13 protein-coding genes and 2 pseudogenes are annotated in these 16,157 nt (G+C 68.4%); 4 read left to right on the top strand and 11 right to left on the bottom strand.

All coding sequences use genetic code 11. From position 1 onward, the window contains the following. Window positions 1–13 precede the first annotated feature (13 nt). Together AB0C30_RS56860 and AB0C30_RS56855 are read left to right on the top strand one after the other, a co-directional pair. Complete coding sequence (locus AB0C30_RS56860) at window positions 14–1,018, top strand: NAD(P)/FAD-dependent oxidoreductase (RefSeq protein WP_357961142.1); 1,005 nt, start codon at window positions 14–16, stop codon at window positions 1,016–1,018. Window positions 1,019–1,195: 177 nt separating this feature from the next. Then, on the top strand, window positions 1,196–2,452 hold the full coding sequence (locus AB0C30_RS56855) for an FAD-dependent monooxygenase (protein WP_357961139.1): 1,257 nt from the start codon (window positions 1,196–1,198) through the stop codon (window positions 2,450–2,452). A 140-nt stretch (window positions 2,453–2,592) separates the two neighbouring features. On the opposite strand, the gene AB0C30_RS56850 is transcribed toward AB0C30_RS56855, so the two are convergent. The 5 genes and pseudogenes from AB0C30_RS56850 to AB0C30_RS56830 form a co-directional block, all read right to left on the bottom strand. After that, window positions 2,593–2,802, bottom strand: coding sequence for a hypothetical protein (locus tag AB0C30_RS56850; protein WP_357961136.1), 210 nt, complete (start codon window positions 2,800–2,802; stop codon window positions 2,593–2,595). A 423-nt stretch (window positions 2,803–3,225) separates the two neighbouring features. Beyond that, window positions 3,226–4,446 (bottom strand): serine hydrolase domain-containing protein, encoded by a 1,221-nt coding sequence (locus AB0C30_RS56845; RefSeq protein ID WP_357961133.1) that lies wholly within the window; start codon window positions 4,444–4,446, stop codon window positions 3,226–3,228. 323 nt (window positions 4,447–4,769) lie between these two features. After that, window positions 4,770–5,432 (bottom strand): DUF4097 family beta strand repeat-containing protein, encoded by a 663-nt coding sequence (locus AB0C30_RS56840; protein WP_357961130.1) that lies wholly within the window; start codon window positions 5,430–5,432, stop codon window positions 4,770–4,772. Between the two features lie 207 nt (window positions 5,433–5,639). Next, window positions 5,640–6,133, bottom strand: a pseudogene (locus tag AB0C30_RS56835) (SDR family oxidoreductase). Between the two features lie 255 nt (window positions 6,134–6,388). Continuing rightward, the gene (locus AB0C30_RS56830; RefSeq protein WP_357961127.1) at window positions 6,389–7,135 is read right to left on the bottom strand and encodes a TetR/AcrR family transcriptional regulator; all 747 of its coding nucleotides are present in this window, start codon (window positions 7,133–7,135) and stop codon (window positions 6,389–6,391) included. Window positions 7,136–7,268: 133 nt separating this feature from the next. Between AB0C30_RS56830 and AB0C30_RS56825 the strand changes: the two genes are divergently transcribed. Further along, window positions 7,269–7,844, top strand: a complete 576-nt coding sequence (locus AB0C30_RS56825; RefSeq protein WP_357961124.1) for a dihydrofolate reductase family protein — start codon at window positions 7,269–7,271, stop codon at window positions 7,842–7,844. 432 nt (window positions 7,845–8,276) lie between these two features. Here the strand turns inward: AB0C30_RS56825 and AB0C30_RS56820 are convergent, their stop codons facing one another. From AB0C30_RS56820 to AB0C30_RS56795, 6 genes and pseudogenes are all read right to left on the bottom strand, one after another. Beyond that, the gene (locus AB0C30_RS56820; protein ID WP_357961121.1) at window positions 8,277–8,393 is read right to left on the bottom strand and encodes a TetR family transcriptional regulator; all 117 of its coding nucleotides are present in this window, start codon (window positions 8,391–8,393) and stop codon (window positions 8,277–8,279) included. After that, window positions 8,390–8,809 (bottom strand): annotated as a pseudogene (locus tag AB0C30_RS56815) (recombinase family protein); the annotation flags it as partial. The pseudogene AB0C30_RS56815 and the gene AB0C30_RS56820, both read right to left, overlap by 4 nt. A gap of 88 nt (window positions 8,810–8,897) precedes the next feature. Then, a complete protein-coding gene (locus tag AB0C30_RS56810; protein ID WP_357961118.1) occupies window positions 8,898–9,374 on the bottom strand; it encodes a hypothetical protein in 477 nt (158 codons plus the stop codon). Next, complete coding sequence (locus AB0C30_RS56805) at window positions 9,316–10,341, bottom strand: hypothetical protein (protein WP_357961115.1); 1,026 nt, start codon at window positions 10,339–10,341, stop codon at window positions 9,316–9,318. Before AB0C30_RS56805 ends, AB0C30_RS56810 begins: the two co-directional genes overlap by 59 nt. Window positions 10,342–10,519: 178 nt before the next feature. Next, window positions 10,520–10,846, bottom strand: a complete 327-nt coding sequence (locus tag AB0C30_RS56800; RefSeq protein ID WP_357961112.1) for a helix-turn-helix transcriptional regulator — start codon at window positions 10,844–10,846, stop codon at window positions 10,520–10,522. Next, on the bottom strand, window positions 10,843–11,313 hold the full coding sequence (locus AB0C30_RS56795; protein ID WP_357961238.1) for a tyrosine-type recombinase/integrase: 471 nt from the start codon (window positions 11,311–11,313) through the stop codon (window positions 10,843–10,845). Before AB0C30_RS56795 ends, AB0C30_RS56800 begins: the two co-directional genes overlap by 4 nt. A gap of 894 nt (window positions 11,314–12,207) precedes the next feature. Here AB0C30_RS56795 and AB0C30_RS56790 point away from each other — a divergent pair. Next, a complete protein-coding gene (locus tag AB0C30_RS56790; protein ID WP_357961109.1) occupies window positions 12,208–16,110 on the top strand; it encodes a DNRLRE domain-containing protein in 3,903 nt (1,300 codons plus the stop codon). Window positions 16,111–16,157 lie beyond the last annotated feature (47 nt).

The following is a 16,157-nucleotide window of genomic DNA, read 5'->3' as shown; positions in this document are numbered from 1 at the left end:
GGAGGCCATGGCTGTGACGACTTCTCCGTACGCGAGCGACGCACTGGCCAAGGGGACCGTCGACGCGGTGGTGATCGGCGGGGGCGCCGCGGGGCTGAACGGTGCACTGATCCTCGCCCGCTCCCGCCGCTCGGTCGTCGTGATCGACAGCGGCTCCCCGCGCAACGCGCCCGCGGAGGCTGTGCACGGCCTGATCGCCCTGGACGGCACCCCGCCGCCCGAGATCCTTCGACGGGGCCGGGAGCAGGTGCGCCAGTACGGCGGACGCGTCGTGCTCGGCGAGGTGGTCTCGGCCGAGTCCGCCGCCCCGTCGGCGGACGGGGACCTGCGGTTCACCGTCACCCTGGCCGACGGCCGCCGCATCACCGCCCGCCGCATCCTGGTGGCCACCGGCCTCACGGATGTGCTGCCCCAGGTGCCCGGGCTCGCCGAGCACTGGGGGCACAGTGTGGTGCACTGCCCGTACTGCCACGGCTGGGAGGTGCGCGACGAGCCCATCGGTATCCTCGCCACCGGTCCGGTCTCCATCGACCACGCGTACCTGTTCCGTCAGCTGACCGAGGACCTGACCTACTTCACCCACGGCACCGACCTGGACGAGGACAGCCGCGCCCGCTTCGCCGCCCGCGGCATCCGCGTCATCGACACCCCGGTCACCGAGGTCGTCGAGGACGGTGCCCTCGCCGGGGTGCGCCTGGCCGACGGCCAGGTCGTGGCCCGCCGCGTCCTCGCGGTCGCCGCGCAACTGCAGGCCCGCACCCAGGGCCTGGAAGGTCTGGGCCTGCCGGTGCAGGACCTGCCGAAGGGCCGCGGTTTCGCCTCCGGCACGGCCGGCACCACCGAGGTGCCGGGTGTGTGGGTGGCCGGCAACGTCACCGATCTGGTCGCCCAGGTCGGGGCCTCCGCAGCGGCCGGCGCACTGGCCGGCGCCGACATCAACAGGATGCTGGCCATCGCGGACACCGACGCGGCCCTCCAGGGGATCGCCGAGGCAAGCCCACAAGGGGTCACAGGATGATCTTGAAGCCCTGAGATCTCAGCCCGCCACCCGCCCGCCTCACCTTCATCGGCGAGGGCCCAGCAAGCAGGCAGCAGGAGCGTCCCGCCGAGGTCAACGCCACCCTCCTCGGCTTCCTCGCCCGCCTCGACGACTTCACATCCTCGGCTTCCTGAACGGCCGACCCACCCCAACCAGATGGAGGACACGACAATGTCGGACCGCAATCCCATGGACAAGAACACGACATCGCGACAGCGGGCCCTGGTGGTCGGCCTCGGGATCAGCGGGACCGCCTCCGCGCTGCGACTGCATCGCGCGGGCTGGGACGTGGTGGTGCTGGAGAAGGCCCCCGAGCGGCGCCGCGGCGGATACTTCATCGCCCTGTTCGGGACCGGGCTCGCCGCCGCCGAACGGCTGGGCATCGCCGATGCGGTGCCGAATCGCTTCGCTCCGGAAGGCGTGAGCTACGACGTCGACCGCACGGGCCGGCGCCGCCGCGGTGTGGGCTACGCCGATGTGTTCGGCGGGTCTCGAATGGTGATGCGGGGCGACATCGAAGACGCGGCCTTCACCGCCCTGCCCGACGAGGTCGAGATCCGGTACTCGACCGTGCCGATCGCGCTGGACCAGTACCTCGACGGGGTGGACGTCGAGATCCGCGATCTGACGACGGAGACGACGACCCTCGAACGGTTCGACCTGGTGGTCGGGGCAGACGGACTGCGCTCGACGGTGCGCCGGCTTGCGTTCGAGCCCGAGCAGAGCCCGATCCGTCGGCTGAACTACATGATCGCCGTGTACAGCCTGCCCGAGCCGGTACCCGGCTACCGCCTACAGGACGGGCTGTACATGGGCGAGGCGGGCCGATCGGTGTGGGTGTTCTCGTTCGCCGACCGTCCGCCGTCGGTGCTGTTCTCCTACCGCACCGACGACGTGGACGCCGAGTTCACCCGGCCGGCCATCGACTCGCTGCGCGCCGCCTACGGCCCCGAGCCCACCGGCTCCACGCTCGGTTGGCTGCTCGACCAGTTCGAGAAGGCCCCGGACCACCTGTTCGACTCCGCCGAGCAGGTGCACCTCGACCACTGGCACCGCGGCCGAGTCGTGCTCGTCGGCGACGCCGCGTGGTGCCTGACCGTTTACTCCGGCATGGGGGCATCCACCGGCCTGGCCGGGGCGGACCTGCTCGGCACCATGCTGGAACGCCACCCGCACGACGTGCCACGAGCGCTGCAGGACTGGGAGGACCACCTGCGCCCGTTCATCGACCACCACCTCGGCAGCGGTGTGAGCATGCGCGGTTTCTTCACCCCAGGCAACCGCGCCGAGTTGCTGCTTCGGTCCACGATGATCCGCCTCGCCCGGCTGCCGATCGCCGGCCGGCTGCTCGCCAAGATGATGACCAACAGGGCGCGGATGAAAAGTCTGGATATCGCCGCCGCTGCAGCGTGAGTGGAGTTCCTCGAATGCGAGCGGGAGAACGAGGTCGTCTGGGCCCGCAACTTCGTCGAACGAATGCTCGTACGCAGGTCGCGGGGATGGCCGGGAGGGTCATGTACCGGAGAATAGGCTGTTATCCGGTGCATCGGGGTTCACCCGAGCTGCTTGCTCCACGCGTCGTAGCAGCCGCGGTCGACGAGCCTGGTCCAGTCTGCGTCGGGGGTGGCGACTACCGTGGTCTGGCTGCGGGTGCCGCACCGGCTGCACGCGATCCCGGTCTTGCGGTCGAGGCGGTGCAGCTGCAGCGGACCCTGGGCGGGTTCAGAGCGCACGACGCGGTTGGCGAGGCGGGTCATCGGCACCGCGGCTTGGTCGTGGAATCGCCGCCACCGCGGCGGCCGCGGACGACGAAGGAGCCGGGTCCGATGCTGGTGCGTGCGTTGTTGAGGAACGAAGGTGACACCACGCCATGCGCTACCGGAAGAACGCCAGCAGGCCCTGAGCGCGGCCTCGCAGCTGGTTGACCTGCTCGCCGTAGGCCACAACATCCCCGCGACGCGCAGACTCTGCCCTGCGGGGTCGTCGTGCGCCACGTACTCGACCACCACCTGCGGCACGTCGGCCGGGCCGGAGCCGCTCGAGGGGATCTCACCCTTGGGCGGCCCCGGCCCCGGCAAACAGGGCCAAGCCCAGGCCGCGCGGAAACGTCGACGGTTCTCCCCGGCAATGGCTGACCGTTGTGTGCCGTGGGTTGAGGTCGAGGCCCACCCGGCGCCGGCTCGGTGTCAGTCGTCGATCGCCTGGTACAGCGTGGTCCAGAAGTCGTGGATGAGCCGCGCCGAATCCGGGGTGGACATCCCGACCTGGGTGAGCAGGATTCCGGTGAGCTGGTTGTCCGGGTCGGCGTAGGTCGCGGTACCGGTTCCGCCGTCCCAGCCGAACTGGCCGATGGGCGCGTAGTCGCCACGGTAGGTGCGCACCGCCATCCCAAAGCCCCAGCCGCCGTGCTGGCCTTGGCCGAACCCCACATGGACGTTGGCGCGGGCCATGGCGGTGCGGGCGGCGTTCTGCTCGGGGGTCAGGCTGTTGGTGGTCATCAGCTCGACGGCGGGCCGCGACAAGATCCGTTCGCCGTCGTGCATCCCGCCGGTGAGCAGCATCCGGAAGTAGGCGTGGTAGTCGTCGGCGGTGGAGACCAGCCCGCCGCCGCCGTCCTGGAACACCGGAGGCCGGCTCCACCGCCCCTCCTTGGCGTCGTCCCATACGTTGAACTCGCCGGTCTGCGGGTCGGGGACGTAGCTCGGCGGCAGCCGGTCGATCTTGTCGGCGGGCACGTGGAAGGCGGTGTCGGTCATCCCCAGCGGATCGAGAACACGCTCGCGCAAAAATGTCGCGAACGACTGGCCGGTGACCCTGGCGACCAGCACGCCGAGCAGATCGCTGCTGGTGTGGTATTGCCAGCGCTCGCCGGGCTGGTGCATCAACGGAAGCGCGCCAAGGCGGCGCATCCACTCATCCGGCTCGAGCATCGGATTGGGGGTGAGCCCCTGCTCGAAGATCGCGTCCATGATCGGAGTGCCCAGCGACGTCAGGTCCATGCCGATCCCGAACGTGCTGGTGAGCAGATCCCGGACGGTGATCGGCCGCCGCGCCGGCACGGTGTCGTCCAACGGGCCGTCGACCCGCTTGAGCACCCGCCGGTCGGCGAGCTCGGGCAACCACGGCTCCACCAGGTCATCCAGCCGCAGCCGGCACTCATCCAGCAACACCATCGCCGCCGCGATCGTGACCGGCTTGGACGTGGACGCCATCCGGAAGATCGTGTCCCGGCGCATCGGCGCGCCGCCGTCATGCCGCATCGTGCCAAGCGCCTCGACGTGCGTCTGGCCGCACCGGCCGACCAGGGCGACCAGCCCGGGGATCTTCCCGGACTCGACATGCCGGGTCAGCACGTCATGCAGCCTGCGCAGCCCACTCGCGGACAAGCCGCTGTCGCTGTTTCCCATGGTGAATCTCCTCACATACAGTGTTCGATTTGTCCGAGCCGCCCCCGGCGTGGCGATCACCGGGCGCGGCATGACTACGCATTCGCCCTGCTCAAGGACGGAGCAGGGGCGAATTGCGCAACGTGTTCTCAACCCGACGGTTCGTAAGGGCTTCGATGAGCCACGTACGGGTGAGCTCGGCGTGGCCCGAGGCCGCGGCCGCCACCGCTCTGATATCGGGTCGTCGCCGTCGTGATGCCGCAGCTGACCTGCGGCGGGAAGGAGCCGGCCGAGCGTGCCCCCATGGCCGGGCAGTGCTCGGGCACTGCGGGCCGAGCTGTGGATCAGAGGCTGCGGGCGGTGATGTCGCCGTTGAAGGTGGTGGCCTGGATGTCGAGTTCGGCGGTGCCGTTGTTCTTGAGGGCGTTGTTGATGCGGCCGTTGGAGGTGCCGGCGTCCAGGGAGGCCGAGACGCCCGCGGCGGCGGTGACCAAGATGTCGCCGGACTGGGTGCGGAGCACGAGCTTGCCGCCGGTGGCCTCGGCGATCCGGATGTCGCCCCGTGCGGTGCTGATCTCCGCGGCGCCGCCCAACCGGCCGACCTCGACGTCACCGTCGGTCGCGGTGAGGCGCAGGCTTGCGGTCTCCTCCAGCTTGATCTGGCGGTACGCGCCTTCGAAGGTGACGTCACCGAGGCGGCCGACGGTCCGGAGTTCGGCGCTCTCCGTCTTCGCCTCGACGCGGGAACCGGTGGGCAGCTGGATCGTCACCTCGATGGCTCCGGTGGGGCCGAGGTACTGGTTCTTCTGCGCGGTCTCGATCCGCAGGACGCCGTCGGCGTAGTCGACCGTGGTCTGCTCGGCGGCCTTGACGTCGCGGCCCTTAGCGGCGCTCGCGGGCAGGACCTCGACGGTGGTGTCGGCCCGGTCGGCCGCGATGAACTGAACGCGTCCGGCGGGGATGTTCAGGACAGTGGTGATCGGGGCGGCGGTGTTGAACTTACGCATGGTGTGCTCCCTGTGCTGCAAAATGTCGTTTTCCTGTATGACCACTCAGGCGTTGCGTCCCGTCCCGGGCCGCGATCGCTGAACCGTTCGTGGCTCCACCATCGCCGAACGCTCTGACGCCGGACCGTCGCCGTCCTGACGCAGCCGCTGACACGGCCCCGTAGGGCGATGACGTTCGTGGAGGCAGCGGCCGGCGCTGCTGTCAGCTCAAATCCGGGGGCCGAGAAAGCAGCCGCCGGAAGCGTCGATGATCTGCCCGGTCACCCAGCGGCCCGCCTCGGAGGCCAGGAAGGCCACCACGTCGGCGATGTCGGCGGGGTGCCCAACCCGGGGATGGCGTTGCCGCTGCCCACCACCTGCTGCACCTCGGGGTCATCCAGCATCCACGGGTTCATGTCGGTGACCGTCGGCCCGGGCGCCACGGCGTTGACCGTGATACCGCGCCCGCCGACCAACTGAGCGAGGGAGCGGCTGAGCACCTCGACGGCGGCCTTGCTCATCGCGTACGGCTGCTCGGGCATCGCGATCCTGGTCGCCGCCGTGGACAGGTTGATGATCCGGCCGCCGTCGTTCAGCAGCGGCAGAGCCCGCTGGATGATGAACAGCGGCGCCTTGGTGTTGACCGCGATCAGCCGGTCAAACGTCTCCGGGGTGATCGTCTCGATCGAGTCGGCGGTGATGGCGGCGTTGTTGACCAGGATGTCCAGCCGTCCGTCCCCCCGGTCGTTCCACCGGCAGCTACTGGGCCCACCACTCGGGTCGGCGCGACCAGCCCCAAAGTAGCTCTATGTAATCATCGCTACTCTTCGTGGTCCCAGAAATGAGGAGTTCTGATAGCGATCATCATCGGTTCCCGCGTCCCGAGCGGAACGCAGTAGTTCAGGCCCCCGTCGTTGTCCGACAACAAGCTCAGCGACCGCACCACTCCATCCATCCCGGTCGGGCGCCGCTGCTCCTTACGGAGGAGCTGGACTCGAAGCTGCTGATTCGTCGCCGCTGTTTCGAGTGCGTTGGGTGATGGTGTGTTCGAGGCCGTCGAGGAGGGTGTGCAGGCCGAATTCCTGGGTCGTGGTGGCCGAGGGGATGGCCATGGTGGTGGCCAGCAGCGGGAAACGGTCGGCGTTGCGGAGTAGCAGGTCGCGCATGATGGGGGCGGCCCTGCCGTCCGTCCAGGTCTGAGTGCCTTGGGTGGCGGCTGGGTGGGTGGCGCGGATGTGGTGGGAGACCAGCATGACCGCGTCCAGCCGTTCGCGTTCGGTCAGGGGCGTGTCGGCCAGAGCGCTGAGGGCTCTTTCGGGCCATCCAGTTTCGCATGGACCCATGACGCGGTCGCCCACGGTGATCGACGGCAGCCAGGGGTGGCGTCGCCAGGCGGCGGACAGTTGGCGGGCGTACTCTTCCAGCTTGGTCCGCCAGCTGGTCACGCCGCTCAAGTCGGGGGGTGTGCCGACCGCCGCCTCGATCATGATTGCACTCAGCTCAGATTTGCCGTTGACATAGCGGTACAGGGCCATTTTGGTGAGGCCGAGCTCGGCGGCTACCCGATGCATCGAGACCGCCTCCAGTCCCTCGGTATCGGCGACCTTGACAGCGGCGTCGGCCACCTGAGCGAGGTCGAAGGCGGGCCTGGGGCCCCTGGTGCGCGGCTTCCGCAGGCCCCACAACAGTTCGGCCAGTGCCATCGGATCCTCGTTAGCCGACATCGCAGCCTCCCACTAGCCCACCCTAAAAAACTGTATCTATGATACACAGTGTTATGGAGACACAGTTAGTCGCCGAACTCGGGAGCAGGCGGCGTGGCTGAGGAGTTGCACCGTCGCAGACAGGGAGCGGACTATGTCCAAATCAGTGCTCGACATGTCAATGTCGCTCGACGGGTACGTCGCCGATCCCAACGACTATCTCGGGGGCGACGATGGCGAGCGGCTGCACAAGTGGGCTGACGCGGGCCCGCAGACCGGTCCATCGTCCGGGCCGATCCAGCAGTTCCAAGGCGAATGGAAGGCGGCCGGTGCGGTCCTCGCAGGGCGGCGGACCGCCGAACTCATGGATCACTGGGGAGGCGACCACGACGGTCTCCCGATCTTCGTCCCCAGTCACCGGCCGCCCAGCCCGGCCGCCCGTTGGGGTCATCCGCTGGTGACATATGTGAACGACGGGATCGAAAGCGCGATGGCGCAGGCGAAGGCCGCCGCCGGGGGCCGGGACGTTCAGGTGCGTGGCGGCGCCTACACGGTGCAACAGGCACTCGAGGCCGGGGTACTGGATGAGGTGCAGATCCATCACATCCCGGTGCTGCTGGGCGCCGGCCGCCGGCTGTTCGACGTCTTGCCGTCGGAGATCGAACTGGAGATCGATCAGGTGATCGACACACCGGAGGCCACCCACATCCGCTACCGCATCCGCCGCTGAGCCGATCGGTCACCGACCCAGGCCAGCGCTGAGGCCAGCGGCGCTCCGCCTCTCCTTCCCGGAGATGGGCACCGAGTACGAACTGGTGCGGTTACCTGTCAATCTCTTTGAGGTGACTTCGGCTAATCCTGTGTGGTGTTCGGTGGCTCTTCTCGGCCGACGGGCGTGTTGATCCGTAGGCGGCCCGGGCGACATAGCGGCTCCCTTGCAGCCAAGCCTCAACAGCCCCTCAACTCAAGATTAACCTCTGAGCTGGGACTCTTCTCTCGCGGCGCGGTTCTGGTTCGTCTTGTTCTCGGGGGACGGGTGACGTGGGTTGGGCCGGAGCGTGATTCGACGTAGTGGGTGTGCTCGCGCAGCATGACGGCGATTTGCTCGGCGAGCTTGGCCTTGCCGCCGTAGTAGGTGATGGGGGGCAGCACCGTGCTCCTCCTACGCCGAGACCGGCTTGTCGGGGTCAAGGTGGTGGTAGATCGTGGCACGACTGACGCCGAGCCGGTCGGCGATCTGCTGGACGGTGTAGCGCCGCTTACCGTCCTCGCCTTTCACCTCGTACAGCGCGCGGCCATCTCCACGCCGTGCTCATCCAGGGCGGGGGGACGTCCGCCGACGCGGCCGCGTGCCCGCGCCGAAGCCAGCCCTTCAAGGGTGCCCTCCACGATGAGCTCGCGGAGGAACTCGTCGAACGCGCCGAACATGTGGAACTGCAGCCGCCCCGACGGTGTCGAGGTGTCGATGCCCTGTTTCAGTACCAAGAGATCGACCTCGCGCGCGCCGAGCTGGGCCGCCAGGTCCAGTAGATGGCGCAGCGAACGGGCCGCCCGGGAAAGGCGGGTGATGACGAAGGTGTCACCGGGCCGGAGGTAGTCCAGCGCCTTGTCGAACTCGGGACGGCGGTCGATCTTCCCTGAGGCCTTGTCGACGAAGATCCGGTCACAGCCTGCTGTCGTGAGGGCATCGCGTTGGCTGTCGGGGTTTTCCTCAACCCCGAGGAAGTCCCAGAGTTCATGCGAACTGAAGGTTCATCGGATTGAACCGAAGGGTCTTCATCCCTCATGGACCGTTTCGACCCTTGGGTTCGTCGCGACTGGCGGGGTCTTGCTCTTCGGCTGCGGTGGCCAGTAGGACGCCGGCGTTCTCGGCATAGCGGATGGCGGTCTTGGGATCGAGGCCGAACACTGCGGCGAGGCGGAGCGGGTCCGGGCCGTGCGTGAGGGCTTCTTCGAGCTGCCGATCAACGCGGAGGCGTTCGAGCGTCGCAGCCTGACCGCGGAGACTCTTGGCGAAGTAGATCTTGGAGACCGGACCGGTGCCGAGGGCACTCAGCTGATTGATCAACAGGTGAGGATTGGCTGTGTTCGGCCAGCGGGTGCGCCGGTAATCGAGCCATTCGAGCGGGATCTGATGGGTGAACTCATCGATGGGGCGGGTGCGGCCGGCGATGGTGAGCCGTCGGTTGCCGAGGTCGACGTCATCGAGCAGCAGGAAGCGGATGGCGCCGGTGCGGGCGGCGTGAACGGCGGCGAGCATGAGCACGAGCCCGGGCGGCCGGGGTAGTGGCGGCTTCGGTCGCCCGGTCGATGTCGTCCTGGTCGGGCCGCTGGACAAGCCCGTAAGGATGCTGGCCCATGCGGATGCCGCGGATCGGGTTGCGGAAGATACTGCGCCGCTTGCGGCAGAACGCGAACAGCGATCGGGCCGCAACCAGGAAGTTCGAGCGGTGAAATCCCTGCATGCCGTCGAGGACCTCGGCGAGGTCCTCCCGGGTGACTTCCACCAGGTGTTCGTATCGGTCTGACCAGTGCAGCAGTGTGGAGCGCAGCCGGTTCATCTGGATCCAGACCGACTTGATGTTGCGGGGCTTGATCCGCGGTGCGCCGTCGCGCAGCGCCCGCGCCCAGGCCTCGACGTCGTCTCGGATGCCTGGGGCGAGTCCTTTGAGCTTGGCTTCCAGCCACCCGTCGAAGGCCTGCGGCCGGTCATCGACGAACATCCCCATCTCCTGGAGCACCTCGAGGGTCCGCTCGACGGTGATGCCGAGCGCGCGCAGCGCGGGGAAGACCTCCGAGTAGTAGACGACGTCGAGGCAGCTGTGCCGGGACAACACGATGATCAGGGCGCGCCGGACGGCGAATCGAACACCACGTCGCCACCCGCGCGCCTCGCCCCGCCGATAGGCAAGATAGAGCGCCCAGCTCAGCCACGGATTGGCGAGATCGACATCGGCGCTCTCGTCGAACCGAGTGAAGTCCCGGCGTGCTTCGAACAGTCTCAGCTGGGTCCACCGCTCGGTGGGCCGGACCGCAGGCGGCGGAGGCGGCTTGGGCCGCGACCGCCATCCCTGTTCATGGACTGGGCTTTCGGGGCGGCGTCGTTTCATCCGGTCGAAGAACGGCTGCTGGAACGGCAGTCTTTCCCCGGATTCCAGGACCGAGACCGCGCCGCGGGGCAGGCCGCCTGCGGCCTTCGACTCATAAGCGGCCTGCTGCCAGCACAACCTGCAGTAGCCCTTCTTTAGCGCGACCGTTCGGTTGCATCCGGCGCATTCGCCCTCGCTGCCCGGGTAACAGTGTCGAAGCACGGTGCAGGCCGAGCATCGGCGAGCGCCGAGGACTCCCCAGGCCAGGCAGTCCATGCAGCTCTGTGGACCATGCAGAACCCGTCGCGGCGGCATGTCACGCAGGCGGCAGAGAACGACCGTCCTTCCGCTTCGGAACCACGGGTGGGCCACCCGCGGCTGCTGCCGTGACCTGCTTGTCCTGCCCGCCATCGACGCGTCTGACCTTGTCGGGCTCGGGGATGAGGAGCTCTTCGACCCCGCAGCCCAGCACGGCGCAGAGGACGTTGAGGTCGTCGAGCTTGATGCTGGCCGGCTCGCCCGACCACAGGCCGGATATCTTTCCAGCGCTGATCGTCAGGCCGTGCTCGGCGAGCATCCGCTGCAGCTCAGAGGCTTTCCAGATGCCGCGGGTGGCGGCGGCCAGCCGCAGGTTCCATCTCATCGCCGTAGTCCTTCCAGCCGGGCGGCGGCGCGCTGCTGGCCCGCTGCCCAGGCGTCTTCGATGTGAGTGCCGGTGACGTGCACATACTTCATCGTGGTCGCGATCCACGCGTGGCCGAGCAGCTGCTGGACGGCGATGAGGTCCATGCCCTGCTGATAGAGCTGGGAGGCGCAAAAGTGCCGCAGCACGTGCGGGGTCAGGGCATCGGCCCATTCCGGCAGGTGCGCGGCGGCGGCCTTGGCGAGCGCGGCCCGCAGCGTTTCATCGCCGACCCGGGCCACCGATCCGTCAGCGTTCTTGCGCTCCGACAGCAGCAGCGCCACACCGGGCCGGGTGTGGTCGTCACCGAAGTGCCCCCACACGTCTTCGACGAACCACCGCAGTGTCGCCGCGGCGTTGTTGATCAACGGCACCATGCGCTCGCGTGGCCCGGAGCCACGGGCGCCCTTGCCGTGGCGGACGTGCAGTTTGCCGATGCGGCCCAGGTCCCACTTGATGTCGGCCAGGTCGAGCTTCCAGGTCGAGCTTGCAGGCCTCGTTCACGCGCGGCCCGACCTCGGCCATCAACCGGCAGGCGGTGTAGTTGCGGGCGGTCGGGGCGAACTTCCGGCAGGTTGTCAGCTCCTGCCGCCATCCGGCGAACAGCCGATCGACCTGGTCAGTGGTGGGCGGGATGCGCAGCTTGCCCTGCGTCCCGCCGCGTGGCCGGTTCATCTCGTCGATCGGGCACTCGATGACGCGGCCGGTCATCTGGTGGATTTCGACCTTGTGACGCAGCTCCAGGAACGCAAAGAACGTCTTGATCGCCTGGGCCCGAGCCAGCCGGGTGCCCCTGGCGGTGGCGCGTAGCACCTTGCCGAAGTACGTATCGGCGTCGGCCGGTTCCATCTCCCACAACGGCTGGCCGAACCAGACCCGCACCTGCTCCAGATGCACCACGTCGGAGGAGATCGTCCCGTCCGACAGCCCCGCTGCCGTCCGGGCCGGCACGAACCCGGCCAGCACGTCGGTCTCCAGCGCCTCCAGGTCCTCCGCAGTGGCCGGGGCACGCGCCACCCGCAGATCCTTCACCACCGCCAGCGCCAACTCCGGCCACCTCGCCTTCACTCTCACAGCAAGACGAACGACCAGGACGATAGACCTTCAGAATCCCCGAAATCTCATCAACCTCTGCAGAAGCCGGAGCACGCCGCGACCAGGGCATTTGCACTCAGGGGCAAACATGTACCCCCCAACCGGGCTCACGCCGAAAATGGTGCCGTTTCGAGATTCCGACTGACGGCCTGTGACGGCCGAGGTGACAAGGGAGCACAGTGAAGAAGTCTCGAGGGGTACGCGGCCATCCAGCGAGCAGTCGGGCCGTGAGGGAGCGCCGTGGTGGCGCCGTCGCCGGCCTGGCGGTGTTCATGGTCGCCGCGTCGTTGACCGGGCAGGTCGCGATCTCGCAGGCCGCGCTGGCGGACGATGCCACGCTTCGACCCGGTCAGGTTGCCACCATGCCTCAGCCCGCCCTGACGGCCGCCACGTTCAAGCCCGACGACCGGGCGGTGGCCACGCGGACGGCGAAGGCACAGGGAAGGCGGGTGGAGGTGGAGAGCGAGAAGACCGAGAGTTCCTCGCTCTGGGCCAACCCCGACGGCACGTTCACCTTGGAGACCTTCCCAGGGCCGGTGCGGGTCAAGGACGGCGACACGTGGCGCCCGATCGACACCTCCCTCGTCCGCGACGGTCAGGCGGGCCTGCACCCGAAGCGCACCGCCTCGGACGTTCAGGTGTCAGACGGCGGCGGCGAGCCGTTCGCCAAGGTCCAGCGGGCGGATCGCTCGTTCGCCGTCTCCTGGGGCAAGGCCCTGCCCGCGCCGCAGGTCAAGGGGGACACCGCGACCTACAAGGACGTCGTGCCCGGCGGCGACCTTATGGTAAAGGCGCTGCCGAACGGGTTCAGTCATTCGATCGTCTTACGCAAGCCCCCCACCCATCCCCTGGAGATCACCTTGCCGGTGGCCACCAAGGGCCTGAAGCTCTCGGAGGCCGCCGACAAGGGCCTGAACCTGCAGGACGCCTCCGGCGAACTGCTGGCATCCGCTCCGGCCCCGCGCATGTGGGACGCCACGACCGATCCGCGCTCCGGCGAACCCGCCCACCAGGCCGCAATCGACATGACGATCAAGCAGACCGGCCAGGGCACCGTCCTGGTGCTGAAGCCCGACGCGAAATTCCTCTCCGACCCCGCGGTGAAGTACCCCGTGACCGTGGACCCCACCAGCACGCTCACCGTCGAGACCGACACGTGGGTACAGAGTGACATTCCCGACTCGCAGCGCGGTTCGACCGAGCTGAAGGCCGGCACCTACGACGGCACCCACATCGCCCGCTCCTACCTGAAGTTCCGGCACGTCGACGATTTGCTCGGCACCCAGATCGTCGACACTGACCTGCGCCTGTGGACGTTCTGGTCGTCGGTCTGCGTTGACCCGAGCGCCGGCGTGCAGGCGCGCCGGATCACCTCGGCCTGGGACCCCGACACCATCAGGTACGGCTCGGAGCCGGCCACCACCACCACAGGCGCCGTCACCACCAAGACGGCCTACGGCGCGGCGAGCTGCCCGCAGGACTTCATGCACTGGGACACCGACGCCATCGTCCAGGCGTGGGCCGACGGCCAGCCGAACTACGGCATCCAGCTGCGCGGCGCCGACGAGAAGGACGCCTCAACCTGGCGGCGCTACTACTCGTCCAACTACGTCTCGGGCGCTCAGGGCGACAAGGAACCTGCTCTCACCGTCACCTTTTCCTATAAGCTCGCCACCCCCACCGGTCTGGACGTGACCCCGAGAGCCTCCACGGACCCGGCGGTCACCACGGTTGCGAGCCTCACGCCGACCCTGTGGGCCAAGGCGACCGATCCCTCCGGGAAGCCGCTGGACTACACCTTCGAGGTGACCGAGGCCGGCAACGGCGACGTGATCGCCACGGGCGGCCCCAAGGGCGTGGCCTCAGGAACGACGGCGACCTGGAAGGTGTCGGGGAACGCCTTGCGCAACCCCGGGTCGTACCGGTTCCGTGCCAGGGTGACGAGCCAGACCGGCGCGAGCGGCTGGTCGTCCTGGACGCCGTTCGCGACGGACGTGCCCAGGGTGCCCACCGGCCTGGCCACCGGCGCGAGCGACCCGTCGGCCGTGGTGCTGTCTGGTCTGCTCTCACGCCCCTCAGGCGAATGGCTGACCGCGAGGTTCTACCTCTTCGACAGCGCCGGCGCGGCGGTGGGGACCAGTCCGCTGGGAACCGCCGACGCTCAGGGCGGGCAGCGGGCGTCCTTGAAAGTCTCTCCCGAGCTGCTCACACCCGGCGCTTCCTACAAATGGCAGATGGAGGCATGCGTCGTGGCGGCCTGCGGCGCCCGCACCGCTCCCGTCACCTTCATCGCGCCGCAGGCTGCGGCGGAGAAGCCCACCCAGACCAAGACCTTCGACGCCGACGTGCTCAGCGTCCGCGCGGCCAGAACGGCGTCCGACGCCTGCGACGGGAACCCGTGCACGCTTGAGGAGGCCTCCGCGTTGCAGGTGGGAGGAGGCCGGATCTCCACGTTCGAGGCCGACCTCGGCGCGATCCCGGCGGGTGCGGAGATCGCCTCGGCGACACTCGACCTCGGCACCCCCATGTGCGCCATGGCCTGCCCCACCGGTGGGAAGGTGTCTGCGTACGAGCTGAAGGGCGCCCTCGCCGCCGACGCCTCGGGCGCCGACGTCTCCGCCAGGCTGCTGGAGGAGCCGTTCGCCGAGGTTGACCAGACCGACCCGAAGATCGACATCACCGGTTCCGTGCAGGGGGACCGCCAGGACGGCCAGGGCTTCGCCGAGCTCGCGCTGCGGGCCACCGACCCGGCGGCGCCGGAGATGGCCTTCGGCTCGGCGAGGATCACCGTCACCTATGTCCCGCCCGGCGTGCCGGGAGCTCTGCAGAACGTCAGCGTGCGCGCCGGAGACGGCGGAGCGCTCGTCACCTGGGGGCCTCCGTCCGAGGCGACCGGTGACACGCGGACCACGGGGTTCGACCTGGAGGTCCTCGACGGCTCGGGGAACGTCGTTCAGACGCTGACGCCGTCCGAGGCGAGGGCGATCGTCCCTGGGCTGGCCAACGGATCGGCCTACGTGTTCCGGGTGCGCGGGAAGAACGAGCAAGGTGCCGGAGCCTGGAGCACGACCGCGGCGGTCAAGCCGCAGGCCGTGCCCGACCGGCAGGAATACGTCGACGCGGTGGCCCAGTATCTGGACAGCCGGGAGGGCATCGTCGAGGGACGTTTCGCGAGCGCCGCAGAGGCGATCGGGAAACACGACCAAGGCTACCGGTTCGAGTCGCTGCTCCAGGCGGACGAGCAGGAGCTGCTGACCGCGAAATCCAAGGCCGAGGTCGGCGGAGGGGCCCAGGAAAGCTCAATCACCACGCTGGGAGACCCGCTCGTGTCCCTGTCGGCCGACAGCGCTACCGTGACCGTTCGGGCAACTGTGCACCAGAACCGTGTCGTGCGTGACGAAACCGGCGAGAAGACCACCGAGGAGGAGGAGAATGCCACGGACTATTCCTTCAACCTGGTGGTAGCGGGGCAGGGACAGCGTACGGACGGCTCCGCCGACGGCCTGATCGATCGGACGGACGGCGACTCGGTCGACTCCCAGGCTCACCCGGAGGGATGGGTCAGCGCGGATACGAGCGAAGACCTCACCGTGCCCGTACCGGACGACACCCCCAGCGACACGGTCTCGGCCAACTCCGTGAGCCAGTCGGGCATCGCCAACTGGGCCAGGAGGAACGTCAACAGCCACGTGGAATACACCAACAACGACTGCACCAACTTCGCCTCCAAGGCGCTTCGGTTCGGGGGCGGCGCCTGGGAGATCCGGAACTACGGGAGAACTGCCAAGCAGAAGCGCGAGAACCTGAACAACTGGTTCTGGGCGGCTCCCACCGGCAAGGATTCGCAGACGTTCGTCCTGGTCCACAAGAGCATGTACCACATGGCCAACCGGCACCGGATCCAGTGGCGCTCCACGTTCTCACAGGTGCAGGTCGGCGACATCATGTACTGGGACTTCGACCCGTGGCTGCACGACGGACCCGAGCACATGTCGATCGTCACCAAGAAGACCGCCAACAACGAAAGAGGGATCTTCTACACCGCGCACAGCTACAAGAGGCTGGACGCCAGAGTCTCCGACGCGAAGAAGAACGGCTATACGATCGGCTACGCGAGGCTCGTCGTCTGACGAGGAAGAGGCGCCGAAACCCCCAGCGTGCTCGTCCTGCCGCCTTC

Source organism: Nonomuraea sp. NPDC048901 (assembly GCF_040649695.1).
In the GTDB taxonomy this organism is placed as follows: domain Bacteria; phylum Actinomycetota; class Actinomycetes; order Streptosporangiales; family Streptosporangiaceae; genus Nonomuraea.
The sequence above is the reverse complement of the archived record's forward strand: the minus strand, read 5'-3'. Positions and strand labels throughout refer to the sequence as shown.

What these genes read in the sequence shown, in the direction of transcription:
- AB0C30_RS56855 (WP_357961139.1), top strand. Translation starts at nt 1,196, where the DNA reads ATGGAGGACACGACAATGTCGGACCGCAATCCCATGGACAAGAACACG.
- AB0C30_RS56840 (WP_357961130.1), bottom strand. Translation starts at nt 5,432, where the DNA reads ATGCGTAAGTTCAACACCGCCGCCCCGATCACCACTGTCCTGAACATC.
- AB0C30_RS56825 (WP_357961124.1), top strand. Translation starts at nt 7,269, where the DNA reads ATGTCCAAATCAGTGCTCGACATGTCAATGTCGCTCGACGGGTACGTC.
- AB0C30_RS56810 (WP_357961118.1), bottom strand. Translation starts at nt 9,374, where the DNA reads ATGCTCGCCGCCGTTCACGCCGCCCGCACCGGCGCCATCCGCTTCCTG.
- AB0C30_RS56845 (WP_357961133.1), bottom strand. Translation starts at nt 4,446, where the DNA reads ATGGGAAACAGCGACAGCGGCTTGTCCGCGAGTGGGCTGCGCAGGCTG.
- AB0C30_RS56800 (WP_357961112.1), bottom strand. Translation starts at nt 10,846, where the DNA reads ATGAGATGGAACCTGCGGCTGGCCGCCGCCACCCGCGGCATCTGGAAA.
- AB0C30_RS56830 (WP_357961127.1), bottom strand. Translation starts at nt 7,135, where the DNA reads ATGTCGGCTAACGAGGATCCGATGGCACTGGCCGAACTGTTGTGGGGC.